General features: G+C 65.9%; 12 protein-coding genes. 8 read left to right on the top strand and 4 right to left on the bottom strand.

The genetic code is table 11. The features are described 5' to 3' along the window. Positions 1 to 13: 13 nt before the first annotated feature. On the top strand, positions 14 to 1,186 hold the full coding sequence (locus IB269_RS05090; RefSeq protein WP_318652147.1) for a PQQ-dependent sugar dehydrogenase: 1,173 nt from the start codon (positions 14 to 16) through the stop codon (positions 1,184 to 1,186). A 73-nt stretch (positions 1,187 to 1,259) separates the two neighbouring features. On the opposite strand, the gene IB269_RS05085 is transcribed toward IB269_RS05090, so the two are convergent. Next, positions 1,260 to 1,493 (bottom strand): hypothetical protein, encoded by a 234-nt coding sequence (locus tag IB269_RS05085; protein WP_012206300.1) that lies wholly within the window; start codon positions 1,491 to 1,493, stop codon positions 1,260 to 1,262. Between the two features lie 175 nt (positions 1,494 to 1,668). Here IB269_RS05085 and IB269_RS05080 point away from each other — a divergent pair, with 175 nt between their 5' ends. Beyond that, on the top strand, positions 1,669 to 3,051 hold the full coding sequence (locus IB269_RS05080) for a PLP-dependent aminotransferase family protein (protein ID WP_192366544.1): 1,383 nt from the start codon (positions 1,669 to 1,671) through the stop codon (positions 3,049 to 3,051). A 159-nt stretch (positions 3,052 to 3,210) separates the two neighbouring features. On the opposite strand, the gene IB269_RS05075 is transcribed toward IB269_RS05080, so the two are convergent. Then, on the bottom strand, positions 3,211 to 3,927 hold the full coding sequence (locus tag IB269_RS05075; RefSeq protein WP_012206302.1) for an aspartate/glutamate racemase family protein: 717 nt from the start codon (positions 3,925 to 3,927) through the stop codon (positions 3,211 to 3,213). Between the two features lie 110 nt (positions 3,928 to 4,037). On the opposite strand from IB269_RS05075, the gene IB269_RS05070 reads away from it, so the two are divergent. The 6 genes from IB269_RS05070 (at position 4,038) to IB269_RS05045 (ending at position 10,298) form a co-directional block, all read left to right on the top strand. After that, on the top strand, positions 4,038 to 4,832 hold the full coding sequence (locus IB269_RS05070; RefSeq protein WP_192366543.1) for an AraC family transcriptional regulator: 795 nt from the start codon (positions 4,038 to 4,040) through the stop codon (positions 4,830 to 4,832). A gap of 417 nt (positions 4,833 to 5,249) precedes the next feature. Continuing rightward, positions 5,250 to 6,479: an EAL domain-containing protein gene (locus IB269_RS05065; protein WP_013801771.1), complete on the top strand. Its 1,230-nt coding sequence runs from the start codon at positions 5,250 to 5,252 to the stop codon at positions 6,477 to 6,479. Between the two features lie 293 nt (positions 6,480 to 6,772). Next, the gene (locus IB269_RS05060) at positions 6,773 to 7,882 is read left to right on the top strand and encodes an acyl-CoA dehydrogenase family protein (RefSeq protein WP_097201966.1); all 1,110 of its coding nucleotides are present in this window, start codon (positions 6,773 to 6,775) and stop codon (positions 7,880 to 7,882) included. A gap of 63 nt (positions 7,883 to 7,945) precedes the next feature. Continuing rightward, positions 7,946 to 8,812, top strand: a complete 867-nt coding sequence (locus IB269_RS05055) for a phosphate/phosphite/phosphonate ABC transporter substrate-binding protein (RefSeq protein WP_192366542.1) — start codon at positions 7,946 to 7,948, stop codon at positions 8,810 to 8,812. Between the two features lie 8 nt (positions 8,813 to 8,820). Further along, positions 8,821 to 10,104 carry a ferritin-like domain-containing protein gene (locus IB269_RS05050; RefSeq protein WP_192366541.1) on the top strand — a complete coding sequence of 428 codons (1,284 nt, stop codon included), beginning with the start codon at positions 8,821 to 8,823 and terminating at the stop codon, positions 10,102 to 10,104. A 50-nt stretch (positions 10,105 to 10,154) separates the two neighbouring features. Beyond that, positions 10,155 to 10,298: a hypothetical protein gene (locus tag IB269_RS05045; RefSeq protein WP_183021820.1), complete on the top strand. Its 144-nt coding sequence runs from the start codon at positions 10,155 to 10,157 to the stop codon at positions 10,296 to 10,298. 43 nt (positions 10,299 to 10,341) lie between these two features. Here IB269_RS05045 and IB269_RS05040 read toward each other — a convergent pair whose 3' ends face one another. Together IB269_RS05040 and IB269_RS05035 are read right to left on the bottom strand one after the other, a co-directional pair. After that, positions 10,342 to 13,203 (bottom strand): midcut-by-XrtH protein, encoded by a 2,862-nt coding sequence (locus IB269_RS05040; protein WP_192366540.1) that lies wholly within the window; start codon positions 13,201 to 13,203, stop codon positions 10,342 to 10,344. Positions 13,204 to 13,268: 65 nt separating this feature from the next. After that, positions 13,269 to 13,694, bottom strand: a complete 426-nt coding sequence (locus tag IB269_RS05035; RefSeq protein ID WP_192366539.1) for a hypothetical protein — start codon at positions 13,692 to 13,694, stop codon at positions 13,269 to 13,271. Between the last annotated feature and the right edge of the window lies 1 nt (position 13,695).

The following is a 13,695-nucleotide window of genomic DNA, read 5'->3' as shown; positions in this document are numbered from 1 at the left end:
GGCTGCAACCCCTGTGTTGGCGCAGATCAATGCGGGAACCCTGCCTGCCACTGCATCGCCTCCGTTCAAGGTCAGCAAGGTCGCGCAATTCGATCTGCCCTGGCGCATTGCCTTCCTGCCGGACGGGCGCATGCTGGTCACCGAGAAGGTTGGCAAGCTGTTTCTCGCGGCCCAGGACGGGCAAAAGCTCGAAGTCACCGGCGTGCCGCCCGTGCTGCATGAAAACCAGAACGGCCTGCTGGGCGTCTACCTGGCCCCTTCGTATGCGAGCGACGGGGCCATCTACCTGACCTATTCGGAGCCCGGAGAGATCCGCGGCACGTCGAGCCTGGCGCTCGCGCGCGCCACGCTCAGGATCGGTGCCGGCACCGCTGCGCTGGAAGACCTCAAGGTCATCTGGCGCGACCCCGTCAAGGGCAAGGGCGGGCAGGTGGGTGCCGCCGTGGCTTTTTCGCCGGACCAGAAGTTTCTGTTCCTCACGGCCGGGGACCGGCAGCGCTTCACGCCTGCCCAGGACCCGAATCAGCCGGCCGGCAAGATCCTGCGGCTGACCTTGGACGGCAAGCCCGCGCCCGGCAATCCGATGCAGGGGCAGACCGGCGCAACGTCGGTTCCTGTGATCGATCCGCCCAAGGACACCGAAGCCGCCAAGACCGCGCCGGTGTTGCGCACGTTTGTCTTTGACGGTCCGAATCTGACGCCGTCCGAGACCTGGTCCACGGGGCATCGCACGCCCTACGGCCTGGCGTTCGCGCCGGATGGGCGTCTTTGGGAGCTTGAGCATGGGCCGCGCGGCGGCGATGAGCTCAACCTGATCGAGCCGGGCAAGAACTATGGCTGGCCGCTGGTCTCCTATGCGGTGAACTACAACGGCGTGCCCATTGCCAGCCCGGATACGCGAACGGACCTCACCAAGCCCGTGATCTACTGGACGCCTGTCTTCGCGCCGGGCAGCCTGATGTTCTACAGCGGCGAGATGTTTCCGCAGTGGAAGGGCTCAGCCTTCGCGTCCGGCCTGCTGACCCGCGCCCTGCACCGGATCGAGGTGAACGGCGCGAGCGCCACGCCTGCCGAGCATTGGACGGTAGGCTTTCGCGTCCGCGACGTGGCGCAGGCGCCGGATGGTGCGCTGTGGCTGATCGAGGACGACCGCAAGGGCGGTCTGTATCGGCTCACACCGAAGTAGGCAGCTGGAGGATGGTTGCCGCGCTGGGCAAGGCCTGCGGGCACAGGCCTGGCGCTGGCAGCGCCACCTGCCATCAAAGGCTCAGGTCCATGCCCAGCATGGTGGCCAGGCCGAAGGTGAAGAGCAGCACGCACAGCAGTAGCAGCGTGAAGACGGCAACGATCTTGCCACTGGCAATGAGCAACTCGCGCCTGCTCGCCCCCTTCTTCTTGCCCTGGTCGTAGTGCCACTTGATGGCGAAGAACATGGCCGTGCCGAACACGAGCACCTTGAAGGTGACGAAGACTATGGGGACCCAATCGATCATTTTGAGAGCTTCCAGCCAATGACTTGGCACTGTCCATGGTGGGGAGCCTCCCTCCCGGACATGGGAGGCGAGAGCGTCAGCGACGGCCATGCAAGCACGGTGCTGCCACACCTTGTAGCGCATACTACCCAAAAGCAATTTCCATACATGAGCCCATACGTCGCCGCTTAAATCCATGCAAGATGAGCCTTTGCCCCTCTGGTTGCCGCAACTGGCCGTGCAGGGCGGCCCCCGATTCCTGCAGATCGCCGATGCCTTGCAGGCAGCGGTGGCAGACGGATCGCTGAAGCCCGGTGACCGCCTGCCCCCGCAACGCCGGCTGGCGGCCCAGCTGGATGTGGACCTGACGACGGTCACGCGCGCCTACGACGAAGCCAGGCGCCGCCAGCTGCTGGAGGGACGCGGCGCCAGAGGCACCTATGTCGCGGCGCCCAAGGTGGAGCTGAACGCCGTGCTGGACCTGAGCATGAACACCCCGCCACCGCCGGCTGGCGTGGACCTGGACGACATGTTGAAGCAGGGCCTGTCGCAAGTGCTGATGGGTGCGGATGCCCAGTTGCTGATGACCTACCACCTGGGCGGGGGAAGCGACTCCGACCGCAAGGCGGGCGCCAGGTGGCTGCAGCCCATGTTCGGAGATGTGGATGCCCGGCAGCTGGTGGTCTGCCCGGGCGCGCAGGCGGCGATTGCCGCCCTGGTGCTTGCGCTGACGGAGCCGGGCGATGTGATCCTGACCGAGCCCACCAGCTATCCCGGCCTGCGTGCCGCAGCGGCCCAGTTCGGCCGTCGCATCATTGCGGTGCAAGCGGACAGCCAGGGGATCATTCCCGAGCGGCTTGAGCAGGCATGCCGCCAGCACAGGCCCGGGCTGGTCTACCTGAACCCGACCCTGCAGAACCCGACCGCCATCACGCTTGCCGAGGACCGGCGCCAAGAGATCGCCAGCATCGCAAAGCGCTGCCATGTGCGCATCGTCGAGGACGATCCCTACTGGCTGCTGGCCGATGCCCCGCCGCCGCCGATCGCCAGGTTGGCCCCGGAGCAGGTGTACTACATCTCCACCCTCTCGAAATGCCTGACGCCCGGTTTGCGGGTGGCTTTTGTGCTCCTGCCTGACCCGCACGAGCGCCAGCGTTTCCTGGTCGCGCTGAGATCGTTTGCGCTGATGGCCACGCCGCTGACGGCCGCCCTGGCCACGCAGTGGATCCTCGACGGTTCGGCCGGAAAATTGATGGAAGGTGTGCGCAAGGAGGCGCGCCTGCGCCACCGGATGGCCAGGGATGTGCTGGCCGGCCGGTACAGCGGCGCGGGAGACGGCCTGCATGTATGGCTGGAGCTGCCGAGTTACTGGAGCCCCTGGCAGCTTGCGCGTGCCGCCGACAGCGAGGGCATCGCCGTCACGCCGGCACAGGCCTTCGCCACCGGCGGCGAATCCGTGAATGCCATCCGCATCTCCCTGGGCAGCATCAAGGACCGTGGACGCCTGCAGGCGGGCCTTCAACGGCTGTCGCATCTGCTTGCGCGCCTGCCCGAGTCGTTCAGCGCCGCCGTGGTTTAGCGGTTCAGCGCGCATCGAGGCGTGAGGCGTGAGGCGTGAGGCGTGAGGCGTGAGGCGTGAGGCGTTGCGCCGATGCGTTGCCACAACGGCTCAAGGCGCCCCGGCAACCCGGGGGGTGCACGCCTTTGAAAGCAGACCTGGGCATGGCTCGCTGGCCGTTCAAGGCTCCAGAGCGAAGTCCACCGCCGCCTGCGCATGCAGGGCGGTGGTATCCAGCACGGGCACAGGGCAATGCTCCTGCTGCACCAGCAGGCTGATTTCCGTGCAGCCCAGCACCATGGCCTGCGCACCCTGCCCGGCCAGCTGCGCCATGATGCGCTGATAGGTGCGCCGCGACTCTTCAAGAATCCGGCCCGTGCACAGTTCCTCGTAGATGATGCGGTGCACCTCGGCGCGGTCTGCCTCCTGCGGCACCAGCACCTCCAGACCCTGCTGCTGCAGCCGCTCGCGCATGAAGGGCTGCTCCATGGTGAAGCGTGTGCCCAGCAGCCCCAGCTTCCGGTAGCCGCGTGTGCGGGCTGCGTCGGCTACCGGGTCGGCAATGTGAAGAAAAGGGATGCGCACCGCCGCCGCAATGCGGTCTGCCAGCTTGTGCATGGTGTTGGTGCACAGCAGCACGCCGTCCGCCCCGCCCTGCTGCAGCCGCCGCGCGGCATCCTCCAGCAAGGCGGCGGCGTCGTCCCATCGGCCTTCATGCTGGGCCTGCTCGATGGGGCCAAAATCCACGCTGTACATGAGCAGTTTTGCGGAGCGCAGCGGGCCCAGCCTGTCACGCACACCCTGATTGATGAGCCGGTAGTACTCGGCGCTGGACTCCCAGCTCATGCCACCGATGAGACCGATGACGCGGTGAATTTCCGTGTGGTTTGAGTTCATGCCCGCAGTGTGGGCAGCGGCCGATTTCGCGTCTATCAGGAAATTTCAGTTCAGGAACGCAAGGCAAGGCAAGGCAAGGCAAGGCAAGGGCCATACAAGGCAATACAGCGATGACAGATCACGAACCACCGGGATTCGAGGTGCAGTTGCTGGGCCGCACGCCCTACAGCAGCCATGACCCGACCCGCCTGCATTCGCTGGGCATCGCGCTGGAGCGCCAGCAAGGCGTGCATGCCATTGCCAGCGATCGCCGCGTCGACTTCGATACCTGGCCCGGGACGGTGGCATGCACGCCGCCGGGCGTCGACGTGTTTTCCGAATCGGCCACGGGCGGCGAGTACCTGGTGGTTCGCTGCACCCAGGCGCATTGGGAACAATGGCTCAGCGACGGCGCGTCTGCAACCCAGGCACGGCGCGTTGTGACGCCCGGGCAGCGCAGCGCCTTGCAGATGGCCCACCAACTGCGCCAGCTGCTGCTGAGCACCGAACCGGACACGCTGGCCATTGAGCAGGCTGCGCTGTGCTTCATGGCCGGGCAATGCCATGCGCCCACCGCCCGCGTCGAGGCCTTGCGCCCGGTGTACCGCCCTGTCCTGGAGCGCATGGCGGCCGAGTTTGCGCAGCCGTTGAGCATTGCCCAGCTGGCCCGGATGATCCAGCGCACGCCGCTGCAGTTTCTGCGCGAGTTTTCCCAGCTGCTGGGCATGACGCCGCATGCCTTTCTTGTGGAAACCCGCGTACAGGCGGCCCGCTCCATGATGCGGGCAGACACCCATTCCCTGGCGGGTATCGCCCACGATTGCGGCTTCAGCCATCAGTCGCACATGGGCGCCGCTTTCCGCAAGACTCTGGGACTGACTCCCCGCCAGTACCTGGCCCGCATTCATCACACTGGCAAGCAATGACCGATGGAGCACCTGAGACAGCCACAGCCAGGACATAGGGCTTGAAGGGCTTTCCAGGGAGTGCCGGGCCCTTTCAGCTGCCCGTGTTGGATTTTCATAACTATTGTCAATCCGAACAGACGGACTCGACCTGCGCACTTCAACCGCGCATACTTAAGTCTGTTTTTCTCACTACTGCTTTGGGTTGCAAACGGGGTTGCCACTGAGGTTGCAACTGGGGGTTCGATTGGGATTTTCTATCGCGCGGCAACCACGATTTGCCGCGTATCGGTCAATGGAGCGGGTTAATGATAATTCATTCCTTTTATCAACTCATATCGCACCGCTTGGTCATCGCACTCGGAGCCGAGGATAGCCAGCCCGCAGGCAGCGTGTGAATTCAATGTGCGTACACATCTGATAGAGCAGATCAACGAAATGACCCTTCGTAAATCCACATTCGCACCTTTGAGCAGAATTTTCGCTTTTGCCATTGAACTGGATGGAGTCGACCGTGTTCTGTCTGTCGTTCGTCGGCATCTCGGCATGGATGTCGCCTTTGTGGCCCGATTCCGGGAAGAGGATCGGGTGCTGGAGCATGTGGACGAGAGCACTGCCGGAGTGATTTTTCAGCATCAGAAGATTCCATTGAGCGAGGGCTATTGCCAGAAAGTGGTCAATGGCGAGTTGCCGGAGTTGATTCCCGACACCTCCCTGTTGGCCGCGGCCCAGGAGATACCGGAAACGCACACGATTCCTATCGGCTCGCACCTGAGCGTTCCCATCCGCCTGGATGACAACCAATTGTTCGGCACCTTGTGCTGCTTCAGCCACCAGCCCAATCCTGCGCTGAATGCGCACGATATGTCACTGCTGCGGGCATTCTCCGATTTATTGGGACTTCATTTCAGTGCGACTTCTGCCGTCCGGCATGCAAGAGACAAAGTGACCCACGAAATTCGGCTTGCAATGCAAGGCAATGCGCTGCGCCCCGTATTTCAGCCCGTATACACCATCGCGACCGGCAAGCTGCATGGTTTCGAATGTCTGTCACGCTTTGACCTGGAGCCACGTCGCCCGCCCGACCAGTGGTTCAAGGCAGCGCACGAGGTGGGGCTGGGGCTGGAGCTGGAGCGCCATGCGATCGATACAGCGCTTGGCGCACTTGGCAGCCTGCCCACCGACTGGCTGCTCGCCGTCAACTGCTCGCCGCAGCTGATCCAGTCGGGGCAGTTGCCCAGGCTTCTGGGTTCGGACCGGGATCTCTCGCGCGTGACGCTGGAAATCACGGAGCATGCCGCCGTGGATGACTACAGGGCTTTGGCCGATGCACTGGCGCCGCTGCGGCGCCGGGGCGCGACTTTGGCAGTCGACGATGCGGGGGCCGGCTACTCCAGCATGCGGCACATCCTGCATCTGCAACCAGACATGATCAAGCTGGACATGAGCATCACGCACGATGTCGATACCGACCGCAGCCGCCGTGCGCTGGCCAAGGGCCTCACGAGCTTCGCGCACGAGATAGGAAGCGTGGTGGTTGCCGAGGGTGTGGAGACAGCCGAGGAATTCAACACTCTGGCGAGCCTGGGCGTTGATTTGGCCCAGGGCTACTTTTTTGCCAAGCCGATAGGGCCGCAAGAGGCGCTGGCAATGGGCGCTGCAATATAGGCCACGATCTTCCTGCAGGCATCCTCGTCTGGCTGCCGGCCGCCTGTTGGCCGAAACCGCCGAAGGCAGTACCCAGCCACCAATTGACCGAAATCAAGCGCCACCGGCAATTGCGCCCGGCCGCCGCGCACCCGGCGCATAATCTTTCGCATTCTTTCCCCCAGCCCATCCGCCATTGCAGGTCTGCATGCGGCAGGCGCGCCCAGCGGCCATCGCGGCGCTCCAGCATTTCCCCAGACTTCCAGCAAGTGCCTCTCGGCAGGCGGCCATGGGCATGCCTACGGTGAACCCAGATGGAAGTTTTGCAGCAACTCGAACCCCTCATGCGCGAGATCATCGCGCCCCAGGCCGCGCAGATTGACGAGCAGGCACGCTACCCGCGCGCTGCGCTGGATGCGCTGGCCGCAGCCGGCCTGCTGGGCCTGATCAGCGCCAGCGAGGTGGGCGGCCGGGGCAAGGGCCTGGCCGAGGCGGTGCAGGTGATCGAGCGCATTGCCCAGGACTGCCCCTGCACGGCCATGGTGCTGACCATGCACTACTGCGGCGTTGCGCTGATCGAGCCCTTTGCCGATGACGCGGTGCGCCGCGACATTGCCGCCGGCCGCCACATCACCACGCTGGCCGTGTCCGAGGCCGGCTCGCGCAGCCATATCTGGGCACCCACGGGCACGGCCACCGCCGCTGAAGATGTCATCCACCTGAATGCGCTCAAGAGCATGATCACCTCGGCCGGCGAGGCCGATTCCTATGTCTGGATCTCGCGCGCTACGCAGGGCGAGGGCAATACGCTGTGGCTGGTGGACAGCCGCCTGCCGGGGCTGTCCATTCCCGGGCGCTTCAACGGCATGGGGCTGCGCGGCAATGCGTCGTCGCCCATCGAGGCGCGCGATGTGGGCGTGCCGCGCGCCCGCATGCTGGGCGCCGATGGCGAGGGCGAGGCCGTGAAGGGCCGCCACCTGATGCCGTTTTTCCCCACGCTGATCGCCACCACCTCCATCGGCCTGATGCAGGGCGCACTGCGCCGCGCCGTGGCCCATGTGGCGGGCACGCGCTTTGCGGAAAGCGGCAGCTCGCTGGCCGACCTGCCCACCATCCGTGCCTACCTGGCCCGCGCCCAGCTGCGCCTGGAGCAGGCGCGCCTGCTGCGCGACGACACCGTGGCCGCCGTGCAGGCCGCCCGCCCCGACACGCGCACGCGCCTGCTGCAGACCAAGGCCGCCGCCGCCGAAGCCGCGCTGGAGGTGACCGACATTGCCATGCGCGTGTGCGGCGGCGCCGCCTTCCGCAAGGAGCTGGGCATAGAGCGCCTGTTCCGCGATGCGCGTGCCGCATCGGTCATGGCGCCCACCACCGACGTGATCTACGACATGCTGGGCAAGGCCATGTGCGAAGCCGCTGCCTGAACCTGCGCCGCAGATCCTGTCGATAGCCTCAATCCCCTTCCCCATCCAGCAAAGGACTTCCGAATGACGACAACCGCCCCCGTGATCAAGCTCGGCGCCGTGGCCTACGCCCCCAAGGTGATCACCATCTGGGAAGGCTTCAAGGCGTATTTCATCGAGCGCGGCTACTACTTCGACTACGTGCTCTATTCCAACTACGAGTCGCTGACCGAGGCGCTGATCGCAGGCGATGTGCACCTGGCCTGGAACTCGCCGCTGGCCTTTGTGCGCGCCGACCGCATGGCCCGCGCGCGCGGCCTGCGCGTGGAATCCATCGCCATGCGCGACACCGACCTGGACCTGCATTCGCTGCTGGTCGTGCCCGCCGACAGCCCCATCCAGAGCGTGCAGGACCTGCGCGGCAAGACCGTGGGCTTCGGTGCCGTGGATTCGCCCCAGGCCACGCTGATCCCGCTGGACCATCTGCGCCAGGAAGGGCTGGTGGCCGGGCGCGACTACACGGCACGCCGCTTTGACGTGCTGGGCGGCAAGCACGGCGACCACATCGGCGGCGAGCGCCTGGCCGCCGCCGCCATGGTGGCCGGCGAGATACAGGCTTCATGGATGGTGGGCAAGAACTACCAGGCCTTTGCGCGCGAAGGCACGCTGCCGGCCGGTGGCACCCGTGTGCTGGCCACCTCGGGCGCCTTCGACCACTGCAACATGACGGCCGGCCCGCACATCGATGCCGAACGCGCCGGCGCCTTCCGCGACATCCTGCTGGCCATGTCCTGGGACGACGCGGCCGTGCGCCCGCTGCTGGAGCTGGAAGGCCTGAAGGTCTGGCACCCAGGCCGCGGCACGGGCTACGGCCTGCTGGAGCGCGCGGTGACGGACGAGGCCTTCTACGACGCCGAAGGCCGCATCACCGTGCAGGACTACCGTTACTGATACGCGCCATGGCCATGCCTGATTCCGACAGCGGCGCCCTGCACGCCTCCACCCTGCCCGCCTCCACCCTGCCCGCCTCCACCCTGCCTGTCATCGACCTGCAGGGTCTGGGCTTCGATGCCGGTGCCCATCTTCTGGTCAAGCACGCGCTGGCCGCCCTGCCCGTGGGCGGGCAGCTGCGCGTGACCGGCAGCGCGCCGGGCTGGCAGGCCCAGCTGTCGGGCTGGTGCAGCGACCAGGGCCACGGCCTGCGCTGGGAGGACGGCGCGGGTGTTGCACAGGCCATGGCCATCGTGGCGCGCGGCGGCGCCCAGGCCGGGCGCTGGCGTGGCGCGGCGCAGACGGGCCGCAGCGATGCGCGCTCGGGCGGCGATGCCGTGGCCGCGCAGGCCCAGCCTTTCTGGGGCCTGGCCGCGCGTGGCGCGCAGGTGGAAGCCGGGGCGCCGGCCTTCCATTTCCGGCTCAGCGACAAGCTGCAGGTCTGGACCGACAGCGCCGCCGACCTCTACGCCCAGGCCGTGGCCGCGCAGTGGAATGCCGACACCGACATCGACTGGTGCGATGCGCCCGAGCTGCCCGCGCCCGTGGAGGACGCCATCGTGCAGCTCATGACCTACATGGTGGAGAACGAGAACGCGGCCCTGCTGGTGCCCGCGCGCTTCCTGGGCCAGCTGCACCCGCACTACCGCGAGCTGCAGGCGGCGCTGGCCATCCAGGTGGCCGACGAGGCGCGGCACATCGATGTCTTCACGCGCCGCATCCGCCGCCACGGCCGCGAGCCCGCCCTGTCCACGGCGGGCGGCCAGGCCTCGCTCAAGAGCCTGCTGGACGAGACGGATTTTTCCGTAGCGGGCTTTTTGCTGTCGGTGCTGGGCGAAGGCACCTTCGTGCACCTGCTGCAGTTCCTGCAGACCGAGGCGCCCGACCCCCTCACACGCCAGATCTGCCGCCTGGCCGCACGCGACGAGGCACGCCATGTGGCCCTGGGCATGTCCCACCTGCTGTACCGCCTGCAGCACGAGCCCGGCTTCCAGCATCAGCTGGCCCAGGCCGTGGAGCAGCGCTTCGACAACCTGGCCGGCACCTCGGGTCTGAACGAGGAAGTCTTCGACGCCCTGATCCTCATCGCCGCCGGCACCCTCACCCCCGAAGCCCTGGCCCGCGGCGCCGCCCGCGTGCAGCAGCTCATGCGCGACATGGCCGACGGCCGGTTTTCCAAGCTGCTGCGGCTGGGGTTCGAGCGTGGGCATGCCGAGCGGCTGGCTTCATTGCATACGAGGAATTTCATGTAGACGGGGAACAGTCCACTTGAAGGCTGCGCAAGCACCCTCAATTCCGGCGAATGAAGCTCAAGCGCGTGCTCTTCTACTGCCTGCTGCCTTTCGCAGTGGCGCTCGCGCTTGTCGGGTTTCCCATGCCGGTGGCGCCGCCCCGCGCGACCAAGGCGGGCCAGGAGCAGTCTGCGCCTGCGCAAGAGCGGCGTTGAGCTGCGGGAGCATTTCTCGCACGGCGAGGCCCGAACGGCAGCCTCAATCCACGATCAATTTATTGCTGTTCAGCAGCTGCGTGATGATCTGCTGATCCGTGGCGGCACCGAAATACAGCGTCTGCAGATTCACGCCTTCCAGGATGATCTGCTGGGTCTCGGCCGATGCCGAATAGCCTGCACCCACCGCATGGGAGTCTGCACCGAAGCCGCCCGTGTGGCTGACATGGACCCAGGTATCGCCTCCCGTGATCTCGAAGTGCAGATAGTTGGCCAGGTTGCCTGCGGCATTACTGGGGGGGCCTGCGGATTCACCCTGCAGCAGGTCGCGCAGGTCCAGTACATCACCGCCTGCGCCGTTGGTTCCCGCTGCCGCCGTGGAGAAGTTCTGGATTCGGTCCAAGGCCGGCGTTCCCGCTGCCCCCTGATCTCCCAGCAACCAGACAAAGACATCCGCAAAGTTCTCGCCCGCATCGCCGCCAATCAACAGGTCGTCGCCGGAGCCTCCGATCAGCCGGTCCGTGCCCGATCCCGCGTTGAGGGTGTCGTTGCCGCTGCCGCCGATCAGCACATCGGAGCCCGAGCCCGCCGACAGGTTGTCGTCGCCAGCGCCCCCGAAAACGATGTTGTTTCCGCTGCCGGCGTTGATGGTGTTGGCGCCGTTGCCACCGGTGATGTATTCGTTGGCCGAGCTGCCCGTATGGTTGCCGCTCTCGGTCGTGGTGATATCCACGGTCGTATATGAGGCCTTGAGCGTGACCACGGTGGATGTCGATGCCGTGAAGCCGCCGCTGACCTCCGTCGCCGTGACCTGGACCGTGAGATACGTGGCGTTCGTGGTGTAGCTGCCAGGCAGATTCAGGATGAGATTGGGCAGGTCGGCCTCGGTGAATTGCCAGACACCACCACCCAGGTTCGTACCCGCATTGAAGGACAGATTGGTGGGCAGTCCACTGATCCTGATCGACAGGGTTTCCGAGCCATCCGTATCCACCAGCTTCGTGGTTATCGGAAACCTGACGCTGGTCCCGCCTGTGCCGTGTGCGATGGCCAGCAGGGACTTCAGGACAACGACCGAAGGAGCGCTGGCCGTTCCAACCGACAGATTGACCGTGCCGATACTGGTGCCGCCGCGCCCATCGCTGACGTCGTAGAGAAAGCTGGCCGGTCCTTCGTAGCCTGCAGCGGGCGTGAACAGCACCCCGCCCGCCTGCAATGCAAGGCTGCCATTGATCGGCGAATGAGCCAAGGTGATGGTCAGGCTGTCGCCGTCGGCATCCGTGTCATTGGCCAGCAGCGTGGCAAAGCTGATGCTCAGCGGGATGTCCGTGGCAACCATCAATTGATCTGCCACGGCAACCGGTGCATCGTTCACGGGAGTGACCGTGATGGAAACGGTGACGATGTTCCCCATGGCCTGCCCGTCGCTGGCACGGTAGGTGAAGCTATCGGAAGTCGTCTCGCTGCCGTTGTGGATATAGGTGAAGGTGCCATTGCCGTTCAGCGTCAAGGACCCGTTCGCCGGACCCGTCACCAGCACCGCGACGAGCGGATTGCCGTCAGGGTCCGTGTCGTTGGCCAGCACGCTGATTGCACCGCTGGCAAGGACCGTGGCCACAGCGCCCTCGGCCACCACTATCGCATCGGAGACAGACACTGGCGGTTGATTGCCGGAGGGCGCAGCAGCAACCGTCACCGACACACTGGCCGTGGCAGAACCGCCCCTGCCGTCGCCAATGGTGTAGGTGAAGCTGTCGCTGCCGGTGAAGTTGGCGTTCGGCGTGTAGACCGGATTGCCCGTGACGGCATCCACGACCACGGAACCGTGGGTGCCCTGGGTGATGCCGGAAACGGTCAGGCTGTCCCCATCCGCATCGCTGTCGTTCCCGCGCACGGCGATGGTGACGGATGTATCGGCATCGGTGGTGGCCGTATCGTTGCCGGCTACGGGCACCCGGTTCACGAAAACACTCAGCGTGCTGGACGCGCCGGTCTGCACGGTGTAGCCGATGGCCAGCGGATGGCCGCCGCTGTAGTTCGCATCCGCCTGGAAAGTGAAGCTGCCGTCTGCCTGCAGCGCGAAGATCCCGCGCCCCGCCACGTTCCGGGAGCTGCCGGCCGCCACGGTCTGGCCTTCATAGGTGAAGCTGGCGACCACGAGCGCCCCATCGGCATCGGAATCATTGGACAGCACATTGCCCGTGCGCTGCCCGGCCGTGTCCACCTGCACGCTGTCGGGCGCAAGCACGCTGGCATGGCTGCCGTGCGCGGTGGCCGCCGCGTTGGCGCACAGCTGCGCCACATCCACCCAGCAGGAGCCGCCCGCCTCCAGCGCGGCGCCGACTGCGCAGGCGCTGCCGGGACGTGGGGCCGTCGATGGAATCGCGCCCGGCACGCCCAGCGGAAAGCAGGTGTTCCACACAGGGTCCGTGATGCCGGTGATTTTCAGCCGCACCGACGTCTGGTTGCGATAGACCACGGGCAGGAATCCCTGCGGTGCGCCATCGGCACCCAGCGCTGTCGCCTGCACGGGAACGGTGAGCGTCTCGCCTGCAGCCTGGTTGAAGGCTTCCTGCAATTCCTGAATCTGGGCCTGCACCCGCTCGCCCCAGACCGCCGTGGCTGCGGTCACGACAACAGCACCGCCCATGGCCCAGGCACGCAGGCCGACCAGGGAGATCCGCCCTTTTTGCACACCCCGCACAAGGCAGGCCCCCAAGGCCAACGCCAGCAGCGCAAGAGCGCCAGGGTGGTCCACAGGAATCGCCGCCGGCGCCACGGCTGCCAGCGGTGCCACCGTGATGCTCTGCGCCTGGGCTGCCGGCACGGCACAGGCCACGGCCAAGGCGCCCAACGCCTGTGCGAGCCCCGTGCCACGGGCAAGGAATTGGATAAGTTGCAGCATGGGTCTGGCCTGGAAGAAAAGATCCGAAGATCCGAACAGGCGGGGAGCGGTCCCCGCCACTGCCTTCAGGCAGGCCACAAATGACTGCGCTGCTGACAATTTCTTACTCTAGACGACGGCCTGCGCAGCGCATATCCCTGAAAGCAGGTAATTGGCAGCTGAGAAGCCCTCCTAATACACGCCACTTGAAGGCCGTTGGCGTATTGCGTGCGGTTGAACAGCCAGGGAGCCGGGTTGCCAGCCAGCACGGCTGCGTCGGTGTCGCTGTGCAGGGTCTGGGTGTTGTCTGTCCCGCGAATCTCGAAGCTGCGGCGGGCGTGCAGGCCATCCCACTGGATGCGTTCGTAGGCCAGCGGGCTGTAGGTAGCCGCGCTGCCTTGCGTGGCTTTGTTCAGGCCCGCGTTGCTGAGGAATTTTTCTGCGCGCAGGTTGCCTGCGTTGTAGCGGTACTGGGCCAGGGTCTGTGCGCCGCTGCCTTGGTCCTGGTCCACG

Source organism: Delftia sp. DLF01 (assembly GCF_014852125.1).
GTDB lineage: Bacteria > Pseudomonadota > Gammaproteobacteria > Burkholderiales > Burkholderiaceae_C > Comamonas > Comamonas acidovorans.
Note: the sequence above shows the minus strand (reverse complement) of the source record. Positions and strands in the feature narration are given on the sequence as shown.

Coding starts and splice junctions, on each gene's coding strand:
- IB269_RS05085 (WP_012206300.1), bottom strand. CDS start 1,493: ATGATCGATTGGGTCCCCATAGTCTTCGTCACCTTCAAGGTGCTCGTG.
- IB269_RS05080 (WP_192366544.1), top strand. CDS start 1,669: ATGCAAGATGAGCCTTTGCCCCTCTGGTTGCCGCAACTGGCCGTGCAG.
- IB269_RS05075 (WP_012206302.1), bottom strand. CDS start 3,927: ATGAACTCAAACCACACGGAAATTCACCGCGTCATCGGTCTCATCGGT.
- IB269_RS05070 (WP_192366543.1), top strand. CDS start 4,038: ATGACAGATCACGAACCACCGGGATTCGAGGTGCAGTTGCTGGGCCGC.
- IB269_RS05065 (WP_013801771.1), top strand. CDS start 5,250: ATGACCCTTCGTAAATCCACATTCGCACCTTTGAGCAGAATTTTCGCT.
- IB269_RS05060 (WP_097201966.1), top strand. CDS start 6,773: ATGGAAGTTTTGCAGCAACTCGAACCCCTCATGCGCGAGATCATCGCG.
- IB269_RS05055 (WP_192366542.1), top strand. CDS start 7,946: ATGACGACAACCGCCCCCGTGATCAAGCTCGGCGCCGTGGCCTACGCC.
- IB269_RS05050 (WP_192366541.1), top strand. CDS start 8,821: ATGGCCATGCCTGATTCCGACAGCGGCGCCCTGCACGCCTCCACCCTG.
- IB269_RS05045 (WP_183021820.1), top strand. CDS start 10,155: ATGAAGCTCAAGCGCGTGCTCTTCTACTGCCTGCTGCCTTTCGCAGTG.
- IB269_RS05040 (WP_192366540.1), bottom strand. CDS start 13,203: ATGCTGCAACTTATCCAATTCCTTGCCCGTGGCACGGGGCTCGCACAG.